Origin of the sequence: Microbacterium sp. GCM10027623, from assembly GCF_042666935.1 — a bacterium.
Taxonomy (GTDB): domain Bacteria; phylum Actinomycetota; class Actinomycetes; order Actinomycetales; family Microbacteriaceae; genus Microbacterium.
In genome coordinates this window covers 1,346,415-1,371,033 of record NZ_JBHTHE010000001.1, presented here as the reverse complement: position 1 = coordinate 1,371,033, position 24,619 = coordinate 1,346,415, and the positions used below count along the sequence as shown (strand labels likewise).

Here is a 24,619-nt window from a genome sequence, read left to right as displayed (position 1 = left end):
CGCGATGTCAAGCGGTCGCAGAGCTCGATGGAGGAAATGCCATGGCGGCACGAAAGGGCGAGCATCACGGCTCGGCGGCATCCAAGCGAGCGATCCTGGAGGCCGTTCTCTCCCGCGCTCTGGAAGCGGGGTACGAGGGAACGACGATGGTCGACGTCGCCCGCGCCTCGGGATTGCCCATCGGATCGGTCTACTGGCACTTCCAGAACAAGGAGCAGCTCTTCGCCGAGCTTCTGGACTACTGCTTCGAGATCTGGAAAGAGGCGAACCCTCCGTCGCGCTCGATGCGCGAGCGGCTGCGCATCAGCATCGGCACCTCAGCGGCCGCATCGGCCGGATCGGCTGATCCCGCGGCGGCGTTCTGGAGCATCGGCCTCATCTTCGCCCTGCGCCGTTTCGACGACAACGCCGCACGGCAGCGTTACCTGGGCATCCGCGCGGAGATGTTCACCCTCATGGCCGAGCGGCTGCGCGCGGAGTTCCCCGCGCTTCCCGAGGACGAGGCGAACAAGCTGGCGCGGGACATCACCGGCATGGCACGAGCCGTCACGGACGGGTTCCGCATCGCGGCCGCGGCCGGCGATGACACCGATTTCGAACATGCCGCCGCCATGGCCGCGGATGCCCTGGAGCATCTGATCAGAACCCGTGTCTCGGAGCTCACCGATGCCTGAGCAGTCCACTCCGCCGGTCGCGATCATCGTCGGGGCCGGCGCCGGGATCGGAGCGGCCGCTGTCCGGGAGTTCGCCGAGAACGGCTACCGCGTCGTCGCCATGTCGCCGTCCGGGCGCGGACGTCAGCTCGCGGAGTCTCTCGGGGGCGAGGGGATCGATGGCGCGAACACCGACCCCGAGGCACTGCGCGCGGTCGTCGACCTCGCCGTCTCACGCTATGGACGCATCGACGCGGTCGTGAACAGCAGCGGCCATGCCGCGCGCGGACCGCTGCTGGAGGTCACCGACGACGAGTGGTTCACCGGCATGGACCTGTACCTCATGAACGTCGTGCGCATGGCGCGCCTCGTGACGCCCCACTTCCTGGCCGCCGGCGGCGGTGCGATCGTCAATGTGTCCACGGCGTCCGCTCTGGAGCCGAGCGCTTCCTTTCCCGTGTCGGCGACGGTGCGCGCCGCCCTCGCCGCGTTCACGAAGCTCTACGCCACGGAGTACGGTCCGCACGGCATCCGGATGAACAATGTGCTCCCCGGGTTCACGACGGACGACCCTGCGACCATATCCCCGCAATGGACGCAGCGCATACCGCTGCGGCGAGCGCAGAGCACCAGCGAACTCGCCCGCGTGATCCGATTCCTCGCCGGCAGTGATTCGGCCTACATCACCGGTCAGAACCTCCGCGCGGACGGGGGCGAGACGCGCTCCCTCTGAACGCGCTCGCGCTGATCAGCCGGCCGCCGCCGGTCAGAGGGCTACCCGCAGTTCGGCCTCGATCGCCGTCGCGGTCTGCGTCAGCGCAGGGAGCAGCGCTCGAAGCGTCTCGTCGGCCGATTCACGACCGGTGCTGGTCGACACATTGACGGCCGCGACGACCTCGCCCCTCGACCGCAGCGGCACGGCGATCGAGCGAAGGGCCTCCTCCAGCTCGCCATCGACCATGGCCCAGCCCTGCTCACGCACCACGCGAATCTCGGTCGTCAGTTCGGCGCTGTCCACTCGCGTGCGCGGTGTGTAGGGCGGGCGCTCGGAGCTGTCGATGAGCGAGAGCGCCTCCGTCTCGGGACGAGCCGACAGGAGCACTCGTCCCATACTCGTCGCGAAAGCGGGCAACCGTGTGCCGATGGTGATCCGGACGCTGATGATGCGCCGACCGGCGGCACGGGCGACGTAGACGATCTCGTCGCCGTCGAGCACCGCGACCGACACCGACTCGCCGACCTGGCGGGAGAGATCCTCGAGATGGGGTTGCACGATCTCCGGGAGCGACAGTGACGAGAGATAGCCGTAGCCGAGCTCGAGCACCCGCGGGGTCATCGCGTATCGCCCCTCGGGCACCGCTCGCAGATAGCCGAGCTGCTCAAGGGTACGCAGGAAGCGTCGGGCGGCGGCACGAGGAATGCCCGCACGGCGCGCGACCTCGGCCAGCGAGAGGGCCGCGGGCTCGCCGTCGAACGCTTTGATCACAGCCAGCCCTCGCGCGAGGGATTGGACGTAGTCCCCGCCGGGAGAGCTCGCAGCGGGGGATTCGTCGGTCGCAGTCACATCGAAACCCTAGCGCTCGAGCACGACCGCGAGGCCCTGCCCGACGCCGATGCAGATCGCGGCGATCGCGACTCCCCCTCCGCGCCGCCGCAGCTCGTGCGCGGCGTGTCCCAGGATGCGGCCGCCGGAGGCGCCGAGCGGATGCCCGATCGCGAGGGCACCGCCGTGGATGTTGAGCTTCTCGGGGTCGAGATCCGGCCAGCCGCGCAGGCAGGCGAGCGACTGCGATGCGAACGCCTCGTTCAGCTCGACGACGTCGACGTCCGCCCAGGTGCGGCCGGCACGCGCGAGCGCCTTGTTCGCGGCTTCGATGGGCGCGATGGGAAAGTCCTCCGGATCCACGCCGTGCGCGGCGCGTCCGGTGATCCGGGCCAGCGGCTCGTGATCGAGCACGCCCTCCGCGCCGAGCAGCACGGCTGACGCGCCGTCGTTGATCGAGGACGAATTGCCCGCCGTGACGCTGCCGCCGTCGGCGAACAGAGCGCGCAGCCCGGCGAGCTTCTCGAGCGTCGACTCCTCGCGGATGCCCTCATCCCTGATGAGCGCCGCCCCCTCGACCTGCACGATCTCGTCGTCGTAGATGCCGTCGACCCAGGCCTTGGCAGCCCGCTGATGCGACCTCAGAGCGAATGCATCCTGCTCCTCCCGGGTGATGCCCGCGTTCACCGCGATCCGCTCGGCCGCCTCGCCGTTGGAGATGGCCCAGGCTGCGGGCAGGACAGGATTGATCATGCGCGCGCCGATCGCTGTGTTCCACATGGTCTGGTTCCCGGTCGCCGGAAACGCCTTGGCGGACTTCTCCACCACGTAGGGGGCACGGCTCATGGACTCCACTCCGCCCGCGAGGATGATCTCCGCATCCCCCGACTCGATGGCTCGTGACCCCTGGATGACGGCCTCCAGACTGGATGCGCACAGCCGGTTCACCGTCACCCCCGTCACCGACGTGGGAAATCCGGCGAGCAGAGCGCCGAATCGGGCGACATTGCGGTTGTCTTCGCCGGCCTGATTGGCGTCGCCGAAGATCACGTCGTCGATGCGTGCCGCGTCGAGGCCGGTGCGCTCGACGCTTGCGCGCATGACGGCGGCGGCGAGGTCATCGGCGCGGATGCCGGAGAGGGCGCCGCCTGAGCGGCCGAACGGCGTGCGCACTGCGTCGTAGATGTGGGTGGCTCTCATGACATCTCCAGTCCGGTGAGTTCTTCCAGGGCTCGGATGGTGTTGTCGCCGAAGGCCTCACGCACGCGGAAACCGCCTGCAGTGACCTCGAAGACGGCGTGATCGGTGTAGACGCGGCTGACGCAGCCGACGCCGGTGAGCGGGTAGGTGCACGCGGAGACGAGTTTGGGTGCGCCGTCCCTCGTGAGCAGGTCTGTCATCACGTAGACGTCCTTGGCGCCGATGGCGAGGTCCATGGCACCGCCGACGGCCGGGATCGCCCCGGGCGCCCCCGTCGACCAGTTGGCGAGATCGCCGTTCTCCGCAACCTGGAAGGCCCCGAGCACGCAGATGTCGAGGTGTCCTCCGCGCATCATCGCGAACGAGTCCGCGTGGTGGAAGTAGGACGCTCCGGCGAGCGCCGTCACCGCCTGCTTGCCGGCGTTGATGAGATCTGGGTCGACCCGTCCCTGCGCTGGCGCCGGCCCCATACCCAGCAGCCCGTTCTCGGTGTGCAAGAGAATCTCGAGATCGGCGGGCAGATAGTCGGCCACCAGCGTCGGCGCACCGATGCCCAGGTTGACGACGGCGCCCTCGGGGATGTCGGCGGCGACGCGCGCGGCCAACTCGTCACGGGTGATACGGCTGCTCATCGCTTCTCGCTCTCGGTCACGACATCCGTCTCGACGGCATCCAGCGGGCGCCCCTCCAGGTCGACCCCGCCGATGAACTCGCCCTCACGCAACCAGTTCCGTGCTCCGACGGCGACGAGGCGGTCGACGAACATGCCCGGCGTGACGACGTGCTCCGGATCGATCGCCCCGAGCGGGACCACCTCGTCGACCTGCGCGATCGTCGTCGTGGCAGCGGTGGCCATGATGGGTCCGAAATTGCGGGCGGTCGCACGATAGGTGAGGTTGCCCCAGCGGTCGCCCCGGAGCGCGCTGATGAGGGCGAAGTCGGCTTTGAGCGGATACTCGAGAACGTAGCGGCGGCCGTCGATGGTCCGCTCCTCCTTTCCGCGGGCGAGCTCGGTGCCCACGCCCGTGGGAGAGAAGAACGCGCCGATGCCTGCGCCGGCGGCGCGGATGCGCTCGGCGAGGTTGCCCTGCGGGACGAGCTCGAGCTCGATCTCTCCTGCGCGGTACAGGCGGTCGAAGACCATCGAGTCGCTCTGGCGCGGAAAGGAGCACACGATCTTGCGCACCAGGCCGCGCGCGAGGAGCGCGGCGAGACCCGTTTCACCGTTGCCGGCGTTGTTGTTCACGATCGTGAGATCGCGGGGCCCGTGCGCGATGAGCGCGTCGATGAGCTCGACGGGCTGTCCGGCCCGCCCGAAACCGCCGATCATCACGGTCGCACCGTCCGGGATGTCCGCGACCGCGGCCGCGGCATCCGCCATCGTCTTGTCGATCACGGATCTCCTCAAGAGTGTTCGCTGTGCGAACGCACGTTCGCGTAATGAACAGAATAGCAGAGCGCCCGCTCGCCGCTTCGCCGCGCACCCGAAGACGGGCTGGCGTGTTCGCACGTCAGGGTCGCGGGCGGACCTTCTCAGGCAGACAGGAGCGAGGCGTCGATCAGCCCCTCGGCTGCCGCGAGCGCCCGTTGGGCGGCGGGATCACCGAACGCGTTGATGAAGGCGCATCGAGCGCTCGCGCTGCTCTTCTCGGCTCGCGCGCCATCCCCGCGCACCGTACGTTGTTCGCGCTGCTGCTCTCAGCATCCGCGCCAGTGATATGCGCAGCACAAGCAGGATTCAGCAGCGCGAACGGATGCTGCGCCCAGCCGAGCCCGAGCACCAGCGCACCGATCAGCAGCGCCAAGTGCGGGCCGCACGCCGACTCCATGAAGCCCGCTGCCAGACCGAGCGCGGCCACCGCGACCAGAACCGACGCGGTTCGCGGACCGGCGCGGCCGTCGATCTCAGGCGCGCCCTTGGCCATCACCGCAGCGGACGAGCGTCACGCCGTGCGGAGCGAAGCGTCGATGAGGACTTCGGCGGCCGACCTCGCCTGCTCGGCCGCGATGGGATCACCGGAGATCGCCGCCGTGCTCTGCGCCCCCTCGGCGAGGATGGAGAGCTGTGCAGCCAGCAGCTCGCTGCCTCCCTTCTCCGCCACGAGGTCCGCCATGTACTGCTGGAAGGAGTTCTTGTGATCGCGCACGATCCCGGCGATCTCCGGATCCGTGCCGCCGAGCTCACCGAACGCGTTGATGAACGCGCAACCGCGGAAGTCGTCCGCGCCGAACCAGTCCTGCAGATAGGCGAAGACGGCTGTCAGCTGTTCGCGCGCCGACGGCCCCGCCGCGTCCACACGGCTTCTCAGACCCTCCCCCCACTGCTCATGCGTGCGCGCAAGCACACCCTTGACGATGTCGGACTTCGACGGGAACTCGCCGTAGAGCCGTCGCAGTGACACACCGGCCGCCGAGCGCAGCTCATCCATGCCGACGGCCGCATAGCCCTTGCGGTAGTACAGGTCTCCCGCTGCCGAGAGGATGTTCTCGCGTGTCTCGTCATCAGTCATGCGCACAGTCTACTTGACATGAGAACGATCGTTCTCTACTGTGAGGGAATAGCACACGAGAACGAGCGTTCTCACCATCAACAATCCCCTTGCGGGGGGCCAACGAAAGGATCGCATCATGGCTGTCATCACCGTCGGGACCCAGAACAGCACCGACATCGAGCTGTACTACGAGGACCAGGGCGCGGGTCAGCCGGTCGTCCTGATCCACGGCTATCCGCTGGACGGACACAGCTGGGAGCGGCAGAACCGTGACCTGCTCGCACAGGGCTACCGCGTGATCACGTACGACCGCCGGGGCTTCGGACAGTCGTCCAAGGTGAACGACGGATACGACTACGACACCTTCGCCGCCGACCTGAACACCCTCCTGGAGACCCTGGATCTGCGCGACGTCATCCTGGTCGGCTTCTCGATGGGCACGGGCGAACTCGCCCGTTACGTCGGGCGCTACGGTCACGAGCGCATCGCCAAGCTCGCGTTCCTCGGATCGCTCGGCCCGATGCTCGTCGCTCGCGACGACAACCCGGCAGGTGTCCCTCAGACGGTCTTCGATGACATCGCCGCGACGGCGAAGGGCGACCGTTACGCCTGGTTCACGGACTTCTACGCGAACTTCTACAACCTCGATGAGAACCTCGGCACGCGCATCAGCCAGGCCGCGGTGGACGGCAGCTGGAACGTCGCCATCGGCAGTGCCCCGGTGGCCGCCTACGCGGTCGTCCCGTCGTGGATCGAGGACTTCCGCTCCGACGTGACCGCAGTCCGCGAGAGCGGCAAGCCGGTTCTCATCCTGCACGGCACCGCCGACCGCATCCTGCCGATCGACGCGACCGCCCGGCCGTTCCACGCCCTGGTGCCTGATGCCACCTATGTCGAGGTCGAGGACGCCCCGCACGGTCTGCTGTGGACCCACGCCGAAGACGTCAACGCGGCCCTCACGGCGTTTCTCCGCAAGTGACCGAAGCGGAGGTCGGGGGCGCGTGTTCCCCGACCTCCACGACAGCAGGCCTGCAGTCCCGCGCATCGGAACGTGAGCACGCCGGCGGCACCTCGCGGCTTTGCGTCTCATTCGCGGCCGGGCAGGCGCCCCAACCTCCCGCGCGAGCGACCCCCGCCCTCCCGCGCGAGCGACCCCCGCCCTCTCGGAGAGCGGGGGTCGACTCGTCGTGGCCGTGAGCCGCGACTCAAGGTCGTGCCCTGCGCTCCCCACACGGGCACGTCGTACCTCGTGGCAGAGATCCTACGCGCACAGGCGACGCTCAGGTAGCGGGAGTTCGCTTCCGACGGAGTGGATCGCGTACGGCGCTGTAAATACGTCGCGCGACGTCTCCCGTCAATGCCCTCCGCGATGACGCCGCCGCTGATTAGCCTCGATCGTCCAGCCGAACCGGTTCCCCGCCGGCCGCGCGCCGTCACGATCAAGGAGCAGCCAGTGATCACCCCTATGCGACCCCGACCCGGAATCGTCCTCGTCGAGACGGCAGTCCCGAGTCCGGTGGAGATGGTCCGGTGAGAGCCATGGCGTACCGCGGACCGTACAAGATCCGCGTGGAAGAGAAGCCCAGGCCGACGATCCAGCATCCGAACGACGCCATCGTCCGGGTGACGCGCGCCGCCGTCTGCGGCTCAGATCTCCACCTGTTCCACGGCATGATGCCGGACACGCGCATCGGCCACACGTTCGGTCACGAGATCGTCGGGATCGTCGAGGAGGTCGGCCCTTCCGTCGAGACGCTGCAGCGCGGCGACCGGGTGATGGTGCCCTTCAACATCTACTGCGGCTCCTGCTATTTCTGCAGCCGCGGGCTGTTCTCCAACTGTCACAACGTGAACCCGAACGCCACGGCGGTGGGAGGCATCTACGGCTACTCGCACACGACCGGCGGGTACGACGGCGGACAGGCGGAGTACGTGCGGGTACCGTTCGCGGATGTGGGGCCGTCGATCATTCCGGAGTGGCTGAGCTCGGAGGACGCCCTCATGCTGACCGATGCGTTCTCGACAGGGTACTTCGGCGCTCAGCTCGGAGACATCGCGATGCACGACACCGTCGTCGTCTTCGGCGCCGGACCGGTGGGTCTGGCAGCCGCCCGGTCGGCGTGGTTCCTCGGCGCGGGCCGCGTGATCGTCATCGACCACATCGACTATCGGCTGGAGAAGGCGAGAAGCTTCGCGTTCGCGGAGACGATCCACCTCTCGGAGGTGGATGACATCGTGCTCGCGCTGAAGAAGATGACGGGCCACCTGGGAGCCGACGTCGTCATCGATGCGGTCGGCGCCGAGGCTGACGGCAGTGTCCTGCAGCACGTCACGGGGGCGAAGCTGAAGCTTCAGGGCGGGTCACCGGTGGCGGTCAACTGGGCGATCGACTCGGCACGCAAGGGCGGGACCGTCTCGCTGATCGGCGCGTACGGCCCGCTGGTCTCCTCCGTCCGGCTGGGCGACATCGTCAACAAGGGTCTGACGGTGCGGGCGAATCAGGCACCCGTCAAGCGTCAGTGGCCTCGGCTGCTCGAGCACATCCGCGAAGGACATGTGAGCCCCGGCGAGCTCCTCACGCACCGCTTTCCCCTGGAACATATCGCCGAGGCCTACCACGTGTTCTCGGCAAAGCTCGATGGCTGCATCAAACCCGTCATCGCGGTCGGAGAGGAGTGATCATGCCGTACGAGTCAGCGAAGCCCGACCTCACGCCGTCGACGGAGGAACTGCGGGCGAGGATCCCGGGGTGGGGCGCAGACAACGCGCCGGAGCATCGTCGAACCTGGCAGCAGCGAGACGACCTCGGGCCGACGGGCGCCCACTGGAGCTTCCCCGAGCGTCAGCCGGACAGTCCGAGCCGCGAACGCTCGATCGAACACGCGATGCTGACACCCGTGTACGGGACGGCCCAGCCGCTGCACGGCGTCTCCGGCCGCATCCGCCGGTTCGCCTACCATCACCTCAGCGAGACGAAGAACCTCCGATGGCTGATCCTCGTGCTCGGCGACCGCACGGAATCGTTCGGCGCCCACGTGCGCTCGCTGTTCACCCGGCGCCCTGATGAGCCCGTCACGCAGACCGGCGTCCTCGCCGAGGTCCGTCATCACCCGCTCGCGTCGCGCTGGGGACGCGGCCGCCTCGATGTCAGGCACATGTGGCTGGATCCGATCATCGTCGTCGGCCCCTGGGTGGCGGCCGCCGCCGCGGTGGTCTGCGCACTCCGGTTCGTGGCGGGCCGGCTCCGGGGGTGACCGAGTGGGCATCGGGGGCGGATCGTCGGGGCGAGCCCGGATACGACAAAACCCCCGGAAATCCGGGGGTCTTCCGCTGTAGCGGAGGCGGGATTCGAACCCGCGACCTCACGATTATGAGTCGTGCGCTCTCACCAACTGAGCTACTCCGCCGCAATGGTCCATTCCAAGAAATGAACACTGCGAGCCCCGAGTCAGGATTGAACTGACGACCCCTTCCTTACCATGGAAGTGCTCTGCCACTGAGCTATCGGGGCGTGCTGCCCGTGTCAGGGCAACCAGACGAGATTACCATCCGCGGGCCCGTCGCACGAAATCGAGACGTCAGTACGAATACCGGCCGGCGTTCTCCCGCATCCAGACCAGCGGGTTGACCGTGGAGCCGTTGATGATGATCTCGAAGTGCAGGTGGGCACCGTAGGAACGACCGGTGTTCCCGACCTTGCCGATGGTGTCGCCGACCTTGACCTTCTGTCCCGCCGTGACCGCCAGCGAACCATGCTGCATGTGCGCGTAGTGGCTGGTGACGACCTTGCCGTCGATCACATGGTCGACGTAGGCGGTCACGCCGTAGGCGCCACCGGACTCCGTCGCGATCCGCACGGTTCCATCGGCGATCGCCTGGATCGTCGCACCGGCACCAGGCACCAGGTCGATGCCGGCGTGCATGCGACCGTTGCGCATGCCGTACGGCGAGCTCATCGCGACGCCCACCATGAACGGCCACTGAATGGCCGCTTGCGAGTCGTTCGTGTACAGGCTGTCGGAGTACCGGATGTTCTCCTCGGCAGCCACCTCGAGCAGCGACACAGAGGAGTACTCGTCCGACCGCGCCAGGACCTCGTCCTGCACACCTGCAGAAGCGACGAAGGCCTGGATCTCGTCGTCGGGCACCTTCGCGTTCGACGTCGCGCCGTCTGCGGTGACGAGTGACGCGACCGGAGCTGCGCCGCCCCGCACGGCCGCGACAGCGCTCGCGGGCAGCGTCATCGACACGGCCATGAAGCCGGCCACCGTCATGACGCCCAGGCTCGCGCCTGCGGCGACAAGGCGCTTGGCGACACGGTGACGACGCGGGACGACGTGCTCGGATGCCGGTGCAGCGCCCACCTCGACCGACTGTTCCGCCATGGGCACGGCAGGCTCGTCGTCGACGACGGGCGCGAAGCCGAAGGCTCCCGACGCCCGCGTGAACGCATCCACGGCCGGGCCGGACCCGGCGACGCCGCCTGCGCCGTCATCATCCGACCGGGGCTCGGTCACACGCACGGTCTCGGTCTCGGTGGCGACCGCAGACACGCCGACCTCGGACGTGGTGCCGTCGGTCGTGACGTCGTCGTCGCGCTCGGCGGGGAGGACGGTCTCGACGACGAGGGTCGCGATCGATGCGGGATCGGCGGCGTCCACGTCGACGCCCGCTTCGGTCTCCTCGGAGGCAGGAGCAGCGGCCGTCTCGGCGGCCACGGCGGCGGCGGGGGCGGCCGATGCCGCGAGCGCGAGGCGCAGAGCGCGCCGGCTGAGTGCGGCACCGGCGGATTCGACAGGTGACGCGGCGACGGCGTCCGAAGTCACTGCCTCGTCCGGAGTGATCGGAGCTCCGGATGCCGCGTGCGCGGTGCGGAGTCGGTTGGACCGGCGCGTGGGCGCAGATTCAACCTCAGGGCGTACAGGTGGCAAGTCAGATCTCTCGGGTCGTCGTCAAGCTCGGGGGCGCTTGGTCACTTCGCAAAGCAAAAGTAACGATCAGGTAAACGATACAACTTCGGGGCTGAAAAATCCATGAGTCTGAATGGTCTCATCGAGCGGCTCACGCACGGCCTTCGATGATGTCGAGCAGCTGTCCGTGCACGGCCGGACCGCCGGCCACCAGCATCGGACGAGTGCTGTCCAGCTCCAGTCTGGTCACCGATCCCCCGGCCTCCCGCACGATGATCGCCCCGGCGGCGAAGTCCCACGGATTCAGTCCGCGTTCGAAGAACCCGTCGAGTCGGCCGGCGGCGACGTAGGACAGATCGATCGCCGCGGAGCCCATCCGGCGCAGGTCGCGCGCCAGCGTCATCACCTGTCGCACCATCGCCAGATCACCGTCATGCGTGGCCGGGTCGTAGCCGAAGCCCGTGGCGAGCAGCGCGCCGGCCGGAGTCTGCTCGTTGACCGCGAGCCGGACGCCGTCCAGCCAGGCCCCCTCGCCGCGCACGGCGGTGAACAGCTCACCGAGCGCCGGCGCGTTCACGGCCGCGGCGACTCCCTGCCAGCGCTCGGGGTCGGGTTCGCCCTCGACCACGGCGATGCTCACGGAGTACGCCTGGATGCCGTAGGCGTAATTGACGGTTCCGTCGATCGGATCGACCACCCAGGTCAGTCCGCTGGTGCCGCGTTCGGCACCCGTCTCCTCTCCGAGGAAACCGTCGTCGGGGCGCTCGGCACGCAGCCGGTCGCGGATGAGCCGCTCGACCTCGCGGTCGGCTTCGGTGACGATGTCGGCCAGAGTCGACTTGGTCGCCGCCAGCGAGACGCCCTCTTTTCGGCGTCGCAGAGCCAGCTCTCCCGCGTCACGGGCGATGTCCGCCGCGAGGGCTCCGAGGTCGACCTCGCTCACTGAGCACCGTCGGGCATGGCGGGAGGCGGCGGGAAGGAGCCGTTGGAGCCTGGAGGCGCCGGAGGCGCCGGAGGCATTGGAGGCATCTGAGGGCTCTGCGGCGCAGCACCCGGGTCGGGGGCCGCAGGTGTCGCGGGAGCACTCGGAGGCTCCGGTGCAGCATCCACGACGGGGAAGGCGGCAGCCGGCGCCGCGTACGTCGGGTAGCCGGTGTAGTACGCGTTCCAGTCCGGCGACCCGTCGGGCATCACCGGCAGGGGCGTCCGACCGTCGGCGTAGGTCGGCCACGCCTGCATCGGCTGAGCCGCCTGGACAGGCGCCGCCTGGGGCACGGCAGCCGGCGGACGCGGCGCGCGCGGAGCGAAGAGCGCGTTCAGCAGCGGGATCAGAGTGGTGCCGACCGCGGCGAGGATGGCGAGCGCGATCACGATGCGCCAGTACAGGTCGTCGTAGTCGAGCTGATCGGGGAAGGTGAGGAAGAACACCAGCATGGCCACGAGCAGCGCCAGCATGGCGAACGTCACCATGACGATCACGCGCGTGAACGTCGTGACATACCGCTGAGAGGCGCGCAGGAACAGGCGCACGTGCAGGAGCGCGAGCTGGAGGATGCCGATGACCAGCAGGAACTGCAGCACCCGCATACCGCCCGAGGGGTCGCGGAAGCCGTACATGTAGTCCGGTTCGGGATCAGGCAGCCAGATCTTGATGGCGCCGACGAGCAGCGCGATGATCCAGCTCACCATGCTCGCCAGAACGAGCCACTCGGGCCTGCGTGCGGCGAGGTTCGACTCGACGATCGCGATGCCGGCGAATGCGGCCAGCAGCAGGATCGTGAGGAACGCTCGGCCGATGATGCCGTCCTGGTTGCCCACGAGCACCCAGATCACGCACACGATGGCCGCGGCGATCAGCGACCCGATCGCGATCCAGATCGAACCGCGCATGAGTTTCGACGTCATGGATGTCACCGCGGGCTGCGGTGTGGTTTCAGACATGAGGGTCCTCCCGGTCGCTCTCATCCTGCCACGCGAGGCGACGCCGCGTGCGGATGCTGTGCACAACGCCGGCCGTGCGGCTCACTCGCGCGGAGGCGGACGTTGCGGATGCCGAACAGCCTCCCGTCGACGTCAGCGAGCGGCCTTCCGGGATGCGGCGGCGAAGCCGGCGACGCGGATGCGGGCATCGGGCGTGTCGAACGCCTCACCGATCGACCGCGCCTCCTCGGCCAGCTGCTCGGCGAACGTGCGGGAGGGCTGCGAGCGGACCAGGCGTTTCGCGTGCCCGTACGCGCCGGCCGCGCCGGCCAGCCAGAACCGTGCGATCTCCTCGGCGCGCTCGCGCACGGCATCCGCTTCGGCCGCTGCGTCCGGGGTCCCTGAGCTCGCCGAAGGGCCTTCGACGCACTCGGCGACCAGCCCCCATTCCACGGCCTCGGATGCCGTCAGCATCCGGTCCTGCAGCACCAGCTGCAGCGCCCTGCGCTCGCCGACCGCGCGTGCCAGCTGCGCCGAGACCGACAGGTCGGGCGTGAGGCCGATGTTCGCGTACAGGCTGCCGATCTTCGAGCTCGCTCCGACGATGGCGTAGTCGCTGCACATCAGGATGCCCAGGCCCCCGCCGGCAGTGGTGCCGTGCGCGGCCGCGACGACGGGGATCGCGGAGGTGGTGAGCGAGAGGATGCCTTCGTTGATCACGTGCGCGAGCGAGGTGATGTCCCCGCCGGCGCCCATGCCGGTGGCCATGGCGAGCACGTCTCCCCCGGCGCAGAACGCGCGCCCGTTGGCGTCGAGCAGGATCGCCCGCACGTCGTCGCGGGCCACGGCCTCCGCGGTGACGGCCCGCCAGGCCATCGCCAGTTCGGCATCGAAGGCGTTCAGGCTCGCAGGACGGTTCAGCGTCAGACGCGCGAGACCCTCATCGACCGTGAGCAGGATGGAATCAGTCATTGCTCTCCTTTGATGCGCGGATTCCGTCCCACCCTAACCGGCACCGAGGCGCACTCAATCCTCGCTGAGGACGCGCACCACGAACTTCTCCATGCGCTGGCGCGTGCCGTCCAGGCGCATGTCGACCTGGCCGGGCGCGCGCACCTCGTTCGGGGCGAGCGGATGAGCCAGACGCACGTTGTCGTGGCAGGACAGGTCGGCGCAGATGTAGGTGCCGGCGCTGTCGCCGCGGCGTCCCTTCGCGCCCCCGCGTCGTGCGGTGAGCAGCGCCACCTGGTTGCCCGGCTGCAGCGTGTGACAGATGTTGCACATCCCCGAGCGGACGCGCGCCGGGTCGGTCGCACGCAGCACGATCCCGAGCGGAGCACCGTCGTGCTCCACGATCACGACGGCCCTGCGGCTGGATTCGGGATCGCGCCAGGCGAGGAAGTCGATGTAGTCCCAGTCGGTGAGGATGAAGTCGTGCGGCATCCCGATCTCGGCGATCTCATCGGCATCCGCGTTCCGGATCGCGTCGCGGATCTGGGCCTCGGTCAGTGGTCGCATCGATTCAGTCTAAGAAGTCGCGCGGAGCATCGCTCGCCAGGCGCGAGAATCCACCTCCCGGCCGAGACGTGCTCTGCGGGGAGCATTCTCACGCGGCAAGCCGATTCCCGCGGGGCGGGGCGCGGGGATGGCGGCGAGCACAGGGGCGGGGAAGTGGGCGCGGGGGCGGGGTGCGCTACTGCGTCACGTCGAACAGCCCGTGTGCACCGCGCTCAGCATCGATCATGAAGTGCGACACGAACGGGTACGTCCCCTTCTCGGGGAACGTCAGCTCGACGAACCCGCCCTGCGCCGGCTGCAGTCCGAGTGCCTGCGATCCCGTGTCAGCCGACCGGTTCAGCAGGTACGCGCCCTCGGCCCAGACCGTGTCGAACTGCGCGCCGATCACGTGGAAGCTCGTGGGGCGCTCGATTCCGGCATCCAGCACCCACACCCGCACCCGCTCTCCCGCCTTCGCGACCAGCGGCGCGTGATCGTACTGGTTCGCGTAGCCGTTGAAGACGACCAGGTCGGGGTCGCGGGTGGCGATCCGGTCCACGTCGACCTCTCCGCCGTCGTGGTCGCCGAGGTAGTACTCCCCCTGCACGAGCACGTAGCTGCGGTCGACCTCGGGCAGATCGTCGGGCTCGATCACCACCCCGCCGTACATGCCGTTGGCGATGTGCGCGCTCATCGGCATGGTCGCGCAGTGGTACATCCAGATGCCGGCGCGCGTCGCCGTGAAGGTGTACGTCAGGCTCTCCCCCGGCGCGATCGTGCGCATGGGACGATCGGGCGCGAGCGCCCCGGCGTGGAAGTCGATGGAGTGGCCCATCGACCCCTTGTTCTCGAGCGTGATGACGAACCTGTCACCCACCCGGCCATGCAGCAGCGGCCCGGGCGCGGACCCGTTGTAGGTCCACAGGGTCTGCGTGATCCCGGGCGCGACCTCCTTCTTCTCATCGCGCACGGTGAGCGTCAGCTCGCGGATGATGGGAGTAGCGGATGCCGGGAGCGGCTCCAGCGCGGCCTTGTAGGGCGCGAAGTCGGAGCCGGGTCGCGCGTCCATCCCGGGCATGGCGCCCCCGTCGTGGCCGGCGCGCCCGTCGTGGCCGGCGTGGCCGGTGTGCCCGTCGGCATCGCCTCCGTCCGTCGCGGCCGGAGCCGGCGGGGCCGATGCTCCCGTCGCGACGATCTGCATCGTCATCCCCATCTGCCGGTGGCCGACGATCGAGCACCAGCCGTCGAGATCGGCGGTGATCACGCCCACGTCGATGGTCTCGCTCTGCCCGGGGCTGAGGCGCGTCCCGGCGATCCCGTTCGCAAAGACCAGGTCATGGATCAGCGACGGATCGGTGTTGGTCACCTCGATGAGCAGGCGCGTGCCGGCCGGAACCTCGATGCGGTTCGGCGTGAAGCGCATGTGCGCCGCCTCGACCTGCACGGTCTGCACAGGAGCATCCGCATCCCCCGTCGGTGCGGCGCTCCAGCCGAGCCCGACCGGATCCACCGCCGCGGCGCCGGCGACGACGAGGAGAACCGCCAGCAGGCCGGCGACCGCCTGCCCCGCACGACGCCCGGGCGGCTGCTCCCCTTCGGGGACGATCGGGCCGTGTCTCCGCGCGGCACCCGGCTCGGCCACCGGTGCCTTGGCCCGGCGCTGGGCTCTCATCGCGAGCAGCATCACCACCAGGAACGACCCCATGGCGATGAGATAGAGGATCGAGGCCGCCACCCGCATGAGGCTCGACACAGGCAGGGCGCACACGATCAGTGCCGTGTTCGCGACGGTGACGCGCAGCGGCCCGGCCGCGTCGAACCCCGTGGTGCCGACGCGCACCGGGGTCGGTCCCCCGCCGAGCACGACGGGGATCAGGTAGCTGAGCGCCCCCACCACCACCTGGGCGGCGAAGCCGGCTGCGAGGTACGGCACGACCTGGTCGACCAGGGTGGCGAGCGCGTCGAACCCCGTGCCGTCTGCCGCTGCGACGACAGCGCCCACCAGGATCATCCCGATGGCACCGGCCCACCAGGCGAGCGCCATGCCCACGGACAGCGCCGAGAAGCTGCGCGGGGCCTTCTGCCGTACGGCGCGGAACAGCGAGATGCCGATGATGACGAGCCCGGCCAGGTAGGCCGCGAGCCCCGCCGCGACGAGGAGCAGCTGGGCGAGCCCGGCTCCGGTGGCGGCGACGACCACGCCCCCGGCGAGCAGGGGCAGCGCGCGGGCGGCACCGGATGCCGCATGCTCGTCCGCGCGCGTGCGCAGGATCGTCGGCCACAGGGTGACCACTGTGCCCGCGACGGTCAGGCCGATCCAGCCGAGGACGTTGAGGAAGGCGTGCGCGAGCACGAGGTTCGGTGCGCCGTCGCCGCGGGCGAGCCAGGCGCCCAGTGCGGCGCCGACGGCAAGCAGCGCGGCCGACGCGATGTAGTAGCGGATCGTGCGGCCGAACCGGCCGGGCATGCTGCGCCGGGAGCGCTGGAGCAGACTGATCCCGTGCCAGACCACGGCGACGACGAGGGCTGCCGCGCCGACGAGGGTGGCCGGCCAGAGGTGCGAGAGGACCCCGGCGATGATGACGGCGGCGCCGGCATTGGAGAGGATCAGGCGGATGCTCTGCCTGCGGCGGTCGGCGTCCGTGGCCCTGCTGCGCAGCAGCGCGAAGGAGAAGTACTGGCTCCAGACGAGGATCGCGTGCGTGACCGCACCGAGCAGCAGCAGATGCAGCATCAGCCAGCCGGGCATCGGCAGGGAACGATGCGCGAGCGCGGCGATGACCGTCAGCAGCAGCCAGACGACGGTGGGGATGTCGCGCATCGCCCAGAACCCCCGGTTCTTCGGCTGCGCGGGCGGGGTGGCGCCTGCGGCGGGCGCTCCGGCGCCCAGGGTCGGTGTCATCGGGGTTCGCTCGATTCGTCGGAGGACGCGACCCGTGCCCGGCCTGCCGGGCCCATCACGGCACTGGTGACGGCGGTGAGCACGAAGAGCAGCAGCGCGATCACGCCGAGTACGCCGCCGAGCTGCCAGGCCGCAGGCACCCCGAGCCCGTCGCCGATCCAGACGCGCACCACCAGTGCGACCTGCAGCAGCACGATCGGCGCCCAGAACCCCGCCCGGTACGGCAGCGGAATGTGCAGCACCGCGGGGAGGATCGTCGTCGCGTGCGCCATGATCATCGAGAACGTGTACCCGAGGAACACCGCGTGGATCACCGCGTCGTACGCGGGCTGCGCCGAGGGGTGGCCCAGCAGCAGCACGAGCGCGGCGACCGCCAGCCACACGTACCCCGCGAGGATGCAGGCCGCCCTGTACCGCGTCACGCCCTGCGCCCGGATGGTGCGTCGCGCGACATCGTGCACCACGAGCCAGCCGGTCAGGGACAGCAGGACGATGCCGAGCAGCATCGCTCCGGCATCGGGGAACACCAGGCCCACCACGAGCGCGCCGGTCACCGCCCAGGCGTGCAGCAGCAGACGGATGCCGGCCCGCGGCCCCATCGTGATGCGTGCCAGCTCCACGCGCTCGGCGGCGATGGTCAGCACGAGGAATCCGATCAGCCAGGGGATGACGCGGGTCATCGCGTCTTGCCCGGTCCAGATCACCGCGCCGACCAGGCCCAACCCGGCGGCGAGCAGCTGTGTGAGCAGGGCGGCGTCGTACTGGCGCCGCCAGAGGGGCACGTAGAGCAGGACGAAGGATGCTGCGCCGGCGGCCAGCACGAGCTTCGCGACGAGCAGCGGCACGGGCGGCGCGATCAGCAGGATGCCGCCGAGTCCGAGCAGCGCGGGCGCGGTGAACCCCAGCGGGCGGGCGTACGCGGTGGCGCGTTCGAGGCTGATCAGCGTCCCGACGAAGCCGAGGGCGAGCAGCATGCCGTGCACCTCGGGCAGCCGATCGGTGGTGATGGGGGCCGGCAGGCCCAGCAGCAGCATCCCCGCATCCAGACCGGCCAGCAGGGCGAGTCCGGCGGGCAGCATCCACAGCATCCGGACGGGGAGACCTCGCCGAGCGGCAGTGCTCCGCGCTGCGATGTTCACGACGCGGCGCGCAGCTGGAGGACGCAGGCCCCGTCCGCCCGGAACGGCAGCAGCCTGGCATCCGCCCGAGGGTCCCGGGAGCGGACGATGCCGGCGAGCATCCCCTCGTGCACGGCGCAGACGATGTCGGTGCGGCGTGCCGCAGCGGCGAGCAGCGGGCAGCGGTGCAGGACGATGTCCTCGCCCTCCGCATCCGGGGCGAAACCCTGCTGACGCATCACGTCGACCGCGAGCGCACGGGGCTCCTCGGCGGCATCCGTCTGCTGCCGGACGATCTCAGTGCCCCAGCGGACCCCGGCGTCGCGGGCCTGCGCCGACGGGTCGTCGGCGCCGAGGGTGAGGGTGTCGGCGAGGGTGAGCACCAGCCCGGCATAGGGGTTCACGACGTCGGCGGGCGTGGCCTGCCAGCGCCAGCCCGGGCGGCCGCGCCCCCGCACCTGCCCGCGGATGCGTCGCAGACGGCCGTCGCCGAGCAGACGGGAGAGATGCTCGCGGACGGTGTTCTCGTGCAGGCCCGTCGCGGCGACGATCTCGGCCGTGGACGCCGAGCCGCGGGACTCCACCTCGCGGAGGATCCGCTCCCGCGTGGACGAGGGCCGCCGAAATCCGTCTCGCAGGGCGTCCGGGGAAGTCCGATTGTTTTCCACGGTCTTCATTGTAATAAAATCGAGAGCGAATCATCCACAGGCAGAGTTGGAGCAGAACATGGGCCACATCGAGATCCACCGTTCGCGGTCAGAGGCGAGCGATCAGTCACCCACCGCCGGGTGCACCTGCGGCGAGGTCGACGAGGAACTCCCCGAACTCGATGTGCAGACGATCCCGCACGCTGTGCGTCACGCCGCGATCTTCGGGGCGATCGAATCGCTGCGTCCGGGAGCGGCCATGGTCATCTCCGCCACGCACAACCCGGTGCCCCTGCTGACGCAGCTGCAGGCGAAGCACGGTGCCGGTTTCAAGACCCGCTACCTCGACGAGGGGCCCGAGCGCTGGCGCATCCTCGTGCGCAACGCGGCCTGAGCCGCCCGGGCCGACGCCCCCACCTCTGAAGGACGATCGCCCTTCTGAAGGACGTTTCGACAGCATCCGTCCTGCAGAAGTGCCATCGTCCTTCGTTCGTGAGGGGCGGGAGCGGGCGTCCCCGGAACGTGTTCCCCGTGGCGCCGAGCCGCCCGACGAGAAAGGCCCCCGCGATGCGAGGGCCTTCCCGTGGTGGCAAGTACAGGATTCGAACCTGTGAAGTCGATGACGGCTGATTTACAGTCAGCTCCCTTTGGCCGCTCGGGCAACTTGCCAGGGCACCCCCGTCCGGCTTGTCCAGTCAACCGGGGGCGCGAAGATCAAGCATACCGGTCAGAACCGGTGTCAAGAAATCGAAAGCTCAGCTGCCGAAGACACCGCGCTCGGACTCGCTGAGCGACTCCGGCGTGCGCAGCAGCCCACCCTCGGCCCGGCACGTCGCCGCGGCGATCGCCATCGCCCGCTCCAGCAGTGGCTGCCAACCGTCAGCCGACGACGGATGCCCGTCGACGAGGCCCTCGACGACGGCCGCCAGGGTGGCGTCGCCGGCCCCGACCGTGTCGATGATCGGTCCGGGCAGCATGGCGATCGGGGCGGTCAGCTCCCCGGCATCCGATTCCAGCACCGCGCCATCGGCGCCGGCGGTCGCCAGCACCGCTTCGACTCCGAGATCACGCAGCCTGCGGCGCAGGGCGTCCAGGCCCTGGTCGTAGAGCAGCGCCGCGTCGTCCGCGCCGACCTTGACCAGCTCGGCGCGCTCCGCGAGCTTCTCGAAGCCGCGCACGAACTCGGCGCGGTCGTGCAGCATCCCGGCGCGCGGATTCGGGTCGATCACCAGCCGCGCGTCGCCCACGGCCTCCGACAGCGCGGCGACCTCCGCCTCGACGTCGAACGGGAAGCAGCTGACCGCCACCAGTGCGGCATCGGAGATCGCCGCGCGGGCCGCATCGGAGTAGCGGATGCTGCGCCGCTGCGCGGCCTCGTTGAACACATACTGCGGTTCGCCGTTCTCCGCCCGCCGCACGACCGCCCGCGAGGAGCCCCGCTCGGACGGGCTCTCGATCAGGGTCACACCGTGGTCGGCCAGGTACTCGCGGATGTGGTCGCCCGCGGCATCCGCTCCGACCATCGCGATCAGCGTGACCGCAGCGCCCAGTCGGCGCAGCCCCACGGCCACGTTCAGCGCGGCTCCTCCGACCAGCTCGCGGACGCCCGCGGCGTCCCGGATCTCATCGATCAGCGCATCGCCGATGACGACGACCCCACGGCTCTCAGTGCTCACCCCGTGAGACTACCGCGCGGAGGTCCGCCCGGTGGCACCTCCTTCGCGGCAGGACCGATACGCGGGCACGAGGAAGGCCCCGGCCCTCCGAAGAGGGGCCGGGGCCTTCCCGCGATCAGATCGTCGGCTCTCGCCTCGATCAGTTGTACGTGCCGGGCGTGATGTCGTCCGTCGAGAACGCGTCGAAGTCGACGTAGCCGAAGTCACCATCGGCGTACGCGCCGTCGGATGCGAAGATCCGGTTCGGGTAGCGCTCGCTCTTGGCCTCTTCCGTCGCCTCGACCGTGATGTCGCGGTAGCGGCGCAGACCGGTGCCGGCAGGGATGAGCTTTCCGATGATCACGTTCTCCTTGAGACCGATCAGCGGGTCGCTCTTGCCCTCCATGGCGGCCTGGGTGAGCACGCGGGTCGTCTCCTGGAACGAGGCGGCCGACAGCCACGACTCGGTCGCCAGCGACGCCTTGGTGATACCCATCAGCTCCGGACGACCCGACGCGGGGCGCTTGCCCTCTGCCACGGTCTCGCGGTTGATCTGCTGGTAGCGCTTCAGGTCGACCATCTCACCCGGGAGCAGCGCGGTGTCAGCGTGGTCGACCACGGTGACCTTGCGCAGCATCTGACGGACGATGACCTCGATGTGCTTGTCGTGGATCGGGACACCCTGCGAGCGGTACACGCCCTGCACGCCGTTGACGAGGTAGCGCTGCACCTCGCGGGCACCCATGACACGCATGACCTCCTTGGGGTCCAGCGTGCCGACCAGCAGGGGCTGACCGACGGAGACGTGCTGGCCGTCCTCGACGAGAAGCGTCGCACGCTTCAGCACCGGGTAGACCACCTCTTCGTCACCGTTGTCGGGCGTCAGGATGACCTTCCTGCCCTTCTCGTTCTCCTCGATCGCGATGCGGCCGTCGGCCTCGGCGATCGGGGAGGCACCCTTCGGGGTGCGCGCCTCGAACAGCTCCTGCACGCGGGGCAGACCCTGGGTGATGTCGTCGGCGGACGCCGAACCACCGGTGTGGAAGGTACGCATCGTCAGCTGGGTTCCGGGCTCACCGATCGACTGCGCGGCGATGATGCCGACGGCCTCTCCGATGTCCACCGTCTTGCCCGTGGCGAGCGAACGGCCGTAGCACTGCGCGCAGACGCCGACTGCCGAGTCGCAGGTCAGGACGGAGCGGACCTTGATGGTCTCCACACCGGCCGCGACCAGCTTGTCGATCAGCACGTCGCCCACGTCGTCGCCGGCCTCGGCGAGAACCTCACCGGACTCGCTGACGACCTCGGCCGCCAGCGTGCGGGCGAATACCGAGTTCTCGACGTTCGCGTCGCGCACCAGCACACCCTGCGAGTTCGGAGCGGCGATCGGGAGCTCGAGGCCCTTCGATGTGCCGCAGTCCTGCTCGCGGATGATGACGTCCTGCGACACGTCCACCAGACGACGGGTCAGGTAACCCGAGTCGGCGGTGCGCAGAGCGGTGTCGGCCAGACCCTTGCGGGTACCGTGCGTCGCGATGAAGTACTCCGCCACCGACAGGCCCTCACGGTACGAGGAGATGATCGGACGAGGGATGATCTCACCCTTGGGGTTGTTCACCAGACCACGCATACCCGCGATGTTGCGGATCTGCAGCCAGTTACCACGAGCACCCGAGGACACCATGCGGTTGATGGTGTTGTCCAGCGGGAAGTTGGCCTTCATCGCGGCCTGGACCTCGTCGGTCGCCTCGGTCCAGATCTTGATGAGCTCCTGACGGCGCTCGTTGTCCGTGGTCAGACCCTTGTCGTACTGCGACTGGACCTTCGCGGCCTGCTTCTCGTAGGTCGCGACGATCTCGGCCTTGTTCGGCGGGGTGAGGATGTCGCTCAGCGCGACGGTGACACCCGAGCGGGTCGCCCAGTGGAAGCCGGCATCCTTGATGCGGTCCAGCGATGCGGCCGTCTCGATCTTCGGGTACTCCTCGGCCAGCTTGTTGACGATCTGCGACAGCTTGCCCTTGTCGGCGACCTCGCGCACGAACGGGTAGCCCTTGGGCAGCGTGTCGTTGAAGATCGCCTGGCCGAGCGACGCGTCGACGAGACCGTGACGCTCGTAGCCCTCGGGAGCCTCACCCTCCAGGAAGGTCAGACCCGGGATGCGGATGCGGACCTTCGCCTGCAGGTCGAGGGTGCCCTCGTCCTTCGCCAGGATCGCCTCGCCGACGGAGCCGAACGCACGACCCTCGCCCGTTGCGCCCTCCTTGACCGTGGTCAGGTGGTGCAGACCGATGATCATGTCCTGCGAGGGCAGGGTGACCGGACGGCCGTCCGACGGCTTCAGGATGTTGTTCGACGCGAGCATCAGCACGCGGGCCTCGGCCTGCGCCTCGACCGACAGCGGCAGGTGCACAGCCATCTGGTCACCGTCGAAGTCGGCGTTGAACGCGGCGCACACCAGCGGGTGGAGCTGGATGGCCTTGCCCTCGACGAGCTGCGGCTCGAACGCCTGGATGCCCAGACGGTGCAGGGTGGGTGCACGGTTCAGCAGCACGGGGCGCTCGCGGATGATCTCCTCGAGCACATCCCAGACCTCGGGACGGGTGCGCTCGACGGCGCGCTTGGCGGCCTTGATGTTCTGCGAGTGGCCGAGGTCGATCAGACGCTTGATCACGAAGGGCTTGAACAGCTCGAGCGCCATCTGCTTGGGCAGACCGCACTGGTGCAGCTTCAGCTGCGGACCCACGATGATGACCGAACGGCCCGAGTAGTCCACGCGCTTTCCGAGCAGGTTCTGGCGGAAGCGGCCCTGCTTGCCCTTCAGCATGTCGCTGAGGGACTTCAGGGCGCGGTTGCCGGTGCCGGTGACGGGACGACCGCGGCGGCCGTTGTCGAACAGTGCGTCGACGGCCTCCTGCAGCATCCGCTTCTCGTTGTTCACGATGATCTCGGGAGCACCGAGGTCGATCAGGCGACGAAGACGGTTGTTGCGGTTGATCACGCGGCGGTACAGGTCGTTCAGGTCGCTGGTCGCGAAGCGGCCACCGTCCAGCTGCACCATCGGCCGCAGCTCCGGCGGGATCACCGGGACGACGTCCAGCACCATGGCGGCCGGGCTCATGCCGGTCTCGAGGAACGAGCTGACCACCTTGAGGCGCTTGATCGCACGGATCTTGCGCTGGCCCTTGCCCTCGGAGATCTGCAGACGCAGGTTCTCCGCCTCGGCCTGCAGGTCGAAGGTCTCCAGACGGCGCTTGATCGACTCCGCGCCCATGTGGGCCTCGAAGTACTGACCGAACCGGTCCTGCAGCTCGTGGAACACATCGTCCTCGGGACGCAGCGCGCCGACCTCGAGCGTGCGGAAGTCCTCCCACACGCGCTCGAGCTTGGCGATCGCCTCGTCGGCGCCCTTGCGGATGAGGGTCATCTCCTTCTCGGCGGAGTCCTTGACCTTCTTCTTGGCGTCGGCCTTGGCGCCCTCGGCCTCCAGGGCCGCGAGCTCCTCCTCCAGCTTCGCCATCCGCTCCGCGATCTTCGCGTCGCGGCGGTCGCCGAGCGTCTTCAGCTCGAGCCGGACGTTGTTCTCCTGCGTGGCGAGGTCGCGGTGACGCGCTTCCTCATCGACGGAGATCACCATGTAGGCGGCGAAGTAGATGACCTTCTCGAGGTCCTTCGGCGCCATGTCGAGCAGGTAGCCCAGCCGCGACGGCACACCCTTGAAGTACCAGATGTGGGTCACGGGAGCGGCGAGCTCGATGTGTCCCATGCGCTCGCGGCGGACGGAGCTCTTGGTGACCTCCACGCCGCAGCGCTCGCAGACGATGCCCTTGAAGCGGACACGCTTGTACTTTCCGCAGGCGCACTCCCAGTCGCGGGAGGGTCCGAAGATCTGCTCGCCGAAGAGGCCGTCCTTCTCCGGCTTCAGCGTGCGGTAGTTGATCGTCTCAGGCTTCTTGACCTCACCGTAGGACCATCCGCGGATGTCGTCTGCGGTGGCGAGGCCGATTCGAAGCTCATCGAAAGTTGTTACGTCGAGCACTTGTTCTCCTGGGTAGAAAATCTGTTCCGCGGGACCTGGGCCCCTG

At 69.1% G+C, this 24,619-nt stretch carries 22 protein-coding genes and 3 tRNA genes; 6 read left to right on the top strand and 19 right to left on the bottom strand.

The genetic code is table 11. The annotated features are described in order from the left end of the window. Nucleotides 1-41 precede the first annotated feature (41 nt). Together ACFQY2_RS06255 and ACFQY2_RS06250 are read left to right on the top strand one after the other, a co-directional pair. Nucleotides 42-674: a TetR/AcrR family transcriptional regulator gene (locus tag ACFQY2_RS06255; protein WP_378744794.1), complete on the top strand. Its 633-nt coding sequence runs from the start codon at nucleotides 42-44 to the stop codon at nucleotides 672-674. Further along, a complete protein-coding gene (locus ACFQY2_RS06250) occupies nucleotides 667-1,386 on the top strand; it encodes an SDR family oxidoreductase (RefSeq protein ID WP_378744793.1) in 720 nt (239 codons plus the stop codon). The genes ACFQY2_RS06255 and ACFQY2_RS06250 overlap by 8 nt, the downstream gene beginning before the upstream one ends. 33 nt (nucleotides 1,387-1,419) lie before the next feature. On the opposite strand, the gene ACFQY2_RS06245 is transcribed toward ACFQY2_RS06250, so the two are convergent. The 6 genes from ACFQY2_RS06245 to ACFQY2_RS06220 all read right to left on the bottom strand — a co-directional run bounded on the left by ACFQY2_RS06245 (nucleotide 1,420) and on the right by ACFQY2_RS06220 (nucleotide 5,906). Further along, nucleotides 1,420-2,217, bottom strand: coding sequence for an IclR family transcriptional regulator C-terminal domain-containing protein (locus ACFQY2_RS06245; protein ID WP_378744791.1), 798 nt, complete (start codon nucleotides 2,215-2,217; stop codon nucleotides 1,420-1,422). A gap of 9 nt (nucleotides 2,218-2,226) precedes the next feature. Then, nucleotides 2,227-3,396: a thiolase family protein gene (locus ACFQY2_RS06240; RefSeq protein WP_378744790.1), complete on the bottom strand. Its 1,170-nt coding sequence runs from the start codon at nucleotides 3,394-3,396 to the stop codon at nucleotides 2,227-2,229. Then, complete coding sequence (locus ACFQY2_RS06235) at nucleotides 3,393-4,028, bottom strand: 3-oxoacid CoA-transferase subunit B (RefSeq protein WP_378744789.1); 636 nt, start codon at nucleotides 4,026-4,028, stop codon at nucleotides 3,393-3,395. Before ACFQY2_RS06235 ends, ACFQY2_RS06240 begins: the two co-directional genes overlap by 4 nt. Beyond that, entirely contained in the window at nucleotides 4,025-4,777 is a 753-nt protein-coding gene (locus ACFQY2_RS06230) for a 3-oxoacid CoA-transferase subunit A (RefSeq protein WP_378745040.1), read from the bottom strand. Before ACFQY2_RS06230 ends, ACFQY2_RS06235 begins: the two co-directional genes overlap by 4 nt. A 178-nt stretch (nucleotides 4,778-4,955) precedes the next feature. After that, entirely contained in the window at nucleotides 4,956-5,321 is a 366-nt protein-coding gene (locus ACFQY2_RS06225) for a hypothetical protein (RefSeq protein WP_378744788.1), read from the bottom strand. Nucleotides 5,322-5,339: 18 nt separating this feature from the next. Next, nucleotides 5,340-5,906 (bottom strand): TetR/AcrR family transcriptional regulator, encoded by a 567-nt coding sequence (locus tag ACFQY2_RS06220; protein ID WP_378744786.1) that lies wholly within the window; start codon nucleotides 5,904-5,906, stop codon nucleotides 5,340-5,342. A gap of 118 nt (nucleotides 5,907-6,024) precedes the next feature. Here ACFQY2_RS06220 and ACFQY2_RS06215 point away from each other — a divergent pair, with 118 nt between their 5' ends. From ACFQY2_RS06215 to ACFQY2_RS06205, 3 genes are all read left to right on the top strand, one after another. After that, on the top strand, nucleotides 6,025-6,867 hold the full coding sequence (locus ACFQY2_RS06215) for an alpha/beta fold hydrolase (RefSeq protein WP_378744785.1): 843 nt from the start codon (nucleotides 6,025-6,027) through the stop codon (nucleotides 6,865-6,867). A gap of 551 nt (nucleotides 6,868-7,418) precedes the next feature. Further along, entirely contained in the window at nucleotides 7,419-8,567 is a 1,149-nt protein-coding gene (locus tag ACFQY2_RS06210; protein ID WP_378744784.1) for a zinc-dependent alcohol dehydrogenase, read from the top strand. Between the two features lie 2 nt (nucleotides 8,568-8,569). Continuing rightward, entirely contained in the window at nucleotides 8,570-9,142 is a 573-nt protein-coding gene (locus ACFQY2_RS06205) for a hypothetical protein (RefSeq protein WP_378744783.1), read from the top strand. Nucleotides 9,143-9,221: 79 nt separating this feature from the next. On the opposite strand, the gene ACFQY2_RS06200 is transcribed toward ACFQY2_RS06205, so the two are convergent. The 10 genes from ACFQY2_RS06200 to ACFQY2_RS06155 all read right to left on the bottom strand — a co-directional run bounded on the left by ACFQY2_RS06200 (nucleotide 9,222) and on the right by ACFQY2_RS06155 (nucleotide 18,903). After that, nucleotides 9,222-9,295 (bottom strand) — tRNA-Met (locus ACFQY2_RS06200). A gap of 32 nt (nucleotides 9,296-9,327) precedes the next feature. After that, nucleotides 9,328-9,399: transfer RNA gene (locus ACFQY2_RS06195), tRNA-Thr, on the bottom strand. Nucleotides 9,400-9,466: 67 nt separating this feature from the next. Then, nucleotides 9,467-10,714 carry a M23 family metallopeptidase gene (locus ACFQY2_RS06190; protein WP_378744782.1) on the bottom strand — a complete coding sequence of 416 codons (1,248 nt, stop codon included), beginning with the start codon at nucleotides 10,712-10,714 and terminating at the stop codon, nucleotides 9,467-9,469. Between the two features lie 235 nt (nucleotides 10,715-10,949). Continuing rightward, a complete protein-coding gene (locus tag ACFQY2_RS06185; RefSeq protein ID WP_378744780.1) occupies nucleotides 10,950-11,741 on the bottom strand; it encodes an inositol monophosphatase family protein in 792 nt (263 codons plus the stop codon). Further along, nucleotides 11,738-12,703, bottom strand: coding sequence for a hypothetical protein (locus ACFQY2_RS06180; protein WP_378744779.1), 966 nt, complete (start codon nucleotides 12,701-12,703; stop codon nucleotides 11,738-11,740). Before ACFQY2_RS06180 ends, ACFQY2_RS06185 begins: the two co-directional genes overlap by 4 nt. Before the next feature lie 168 nt (nucleotides 12,704-12,871). Then, nucleotides 12,872-13,690 (bottom strand): enoyl-CoA hydratase/isomerase family protein, encoded by an 819-nt coding sequence (locus tag ACFQY2_RS06175; protein ID WP_378744778.1) that lies wholly within the window; start codon nucleotides 13,688-13,690, stop codon nucleotides 12,872-12,874. Between the two features lie 54 nt (nucleotides 13,691-13,744). Then, on the bottom strand, nucleotides 13,745-14,236 hold the full coding sequence (locus ACFQY2_RS06170; protein WP_378744777.1) for an FBP domain-containing protein: 492 nt from the start codon (nucleotides 14,234-14,236) through the stop codon (nucleotides 13,745-13,747). 175 nt (nucleotides 14,237-14,411) lie between these two features. Beyond that, nucleotides 14,412-17,117, bottom strand: coding sequence for a multicopper oxidase domain-containing protein (locus ACFQY2_RS06165; protein ID WP_378744776.1), 2,706 nt, complete (start codon nucleotides 17,115-17,117; stop codon nucleotides 14,412-14,414). Next, nucleotides 17,114-18,256 (bottom strand): hypothetical protein, encoded by a 1,143-nt coding sequence (locus ACFQY2_RS06160; RefSeq protein WP_378744775.1) that lies wholly within the window; start codon nucleotides 18,254-18,256, stop codon nucleotides 17,114-17,116. Before ACFQY2_RS06160 ends, ACFQY2_RS06165 begins: the two co-directional genes overlap by 4 nt. Beyond that, the gene (locus tag ACFQY2_RS06155) at nucleotides 18,253-18,903 is read right to left on the bottom strand and encodes a helix-turn-helix transcriptional regulator (RefSeq protein ID WP_378744774.1); all 651 of its coding nucleotides are present in this window, start codon (nucleotides 18,901-18,903) and stop codon (nucleotides 18,253-18,255) included. Before ACFQY2_RS06155 ends, ACFQY2_RS06160 begins: the two co-directional genes overlap by 4 nt. A 58-nt stretch (nucleotides 18,904-18,961) precedes the next feature. On the opposite strand from ACFQY2_RS06155, the gene ACFQY2_RS06150 reads away from it, so the two are divergent. Then, on the top strand, nucleotides 18,962-19,276 hold the full coding sequence (locus ACFQY2_RS06150; RefSeq protein WP_378744773.1) for a DUF2249 domain-containing protein: 315 nt from the start codon (nucleotides 18,962-18,964) through the stop codon (nucleotides 19,274-19,276). A gap of 190 nt (nucleotides 19,277-19,466) precedes the next feature. Here ACFQY2_RS06150 and ACFQY2_RS06145 read toward each other — a convergent pair. The 3 genes from ACFQY2_RS06145 to rpoC form a co-directional block, all read right to left on the bottom strand. After that, nucleotides 19,467-19,551, bottom strand: a tRNA-Tyr gene (locus tag ACFQY2_RS06145). An 86-nt stretch (nucleotides 19,552-19,637) separates the two neighbouring features. Continuing rightward, a complete protein-coding gene (locus ACFQY2_RS06140; protein WP_378744771.1) occupies nucleotides 19,638-20,558 on the bottom strand; it encodes a carbohydrate kinase family protein in 921 nt (306 codons plus the stop codon). Between the two features lie 139 nt (nucleotides 20,559-20,697). After that, nucleotides 20,698-24,573 carry a DNA-directed RNA polymerase subunit beta' gene (rpoC, locus tag ACFQY2_RS06135; protein ID WP_378744770.1) on the bottom strand — a complete coding sequence of 1,292 codons (3,876 nt, stop codon included), beginning with the start codon at nucleotides 24,571-24,573 and terminating at the stop codon, nucleotides 20,698-20,700. Nucleotides 24,574-24,619: the final 46 nt, after the last annotated feature.

What these genes read in the sequence shown, in the direction of transcription:
- ACFQY2_RS06225 (WP_378744788.1), bottom strand. Translation starts at nt 5,321, where the DNA reads ATGGCCAAGGGCGCGCCTGAGATCGACGGCCGCGCCGGTCCGCGAACC.
- ACFQY2_RS06250 (WP_378744793.1), top strand. Translation starts at nt 667, where the DNA reads ATGCCTGAGCAGTCCACTCCGCCGGTCGCGATCATCGTCGGGGCCGGC.
- ACFQY2_RS06215 (WP_378744785.1), top strand. Translation starts at nt 6,025, where the DNA reads ATGGCTGTCATCACCGTCGGGACCCAGAACAGCACCGACATCGAGCTG.
- ACFQY2_RS06175 (WP_378744778.1), bottom strand. Translation starts at nt 13,690, where the DNA reads ATGACTGATTCCATCCTGCTCACGGTCGATGAGGGTCTCGCGCGTCTG.
- ACFQY2_RS06170 (WP_378744777.1), bottom strand. Translation starts at nt 14,236, where the DNA reads ATGCGACCACTGACCGAGGCCCAGATCCGCGACGCGATCCGGAACGCG.
- ACFQY2_RS06165 (WP_378744776.1), bottom strand. Translation starts at nt 17,117, where the DNA reads ATGACACCGACCCTGGGCGCCGGAGCGCCCGCCGCAGGCGCCACCCCG.
- ACFQY2_RS06235 (WP_378744789.1), bottom strand. Translation starts at nt 4,028, where the DNA reads ATGAGCAGCCGTATCACCCGTGACGAGTTGGCCGCGCGCGTCGCCGCC.
- ACFQY2_RS06220 (WP_378744786.1), bottom strand. Translation starts at nt 5,906, where the DNA reads ATGACTGATGACGAGACACGCGAGAACATCCTCTCGGCAGCGGGAGAC.
- ACFQY2_RS06205 (WP_378744783.1), top strand. Translation starts at nt 8,570, where the DNA reads ATGCCGTACGAGTCAGCGAAGCCCGACCTCACGCCGTCGACGGAGGAA.
- ACFQY2_RS06240 (WP_378744790.1), bottom strand. Translation starts at nt 3,396, where the DNA reads ATGAGAGCCACCCACATCTACGACGCAGTGCGCACGCCGTTCGGCCGC.
- ACFQY2_RS06230 (WP_378745040.1), bottom strand. Translation starts at nt 4,777, where the DNA reads ATGGCGGATGCCGCGGCCGCGGTCGCGGACATCCCGGACGGTGCGACC.
- ACFQY2_RS06255 (WP_378744794.1), top strand. Translation starts at nt 42, where the DNA reads ATGGCGGCACGAAAGGGCGAGCATCACGGCTCGGCGGCATCCAAGCGA.
- ACFQY2_RS06180 (WP_378744779.1), bottom strand. Translation starts at nt 12,703, where the DNA reads ATGACGTCGAAACTCATGCGCGGTTCGATCTGGATCGCGATCGGGTCG.
- ACFQY2_RS06150 (WP_378744773.1), top strand. Translation starts at nt 18,962, where the DNA reads ATGGGCCACATCGAGATCCACCGTTCGCGGTCAGAGGCGAGCGATCAG.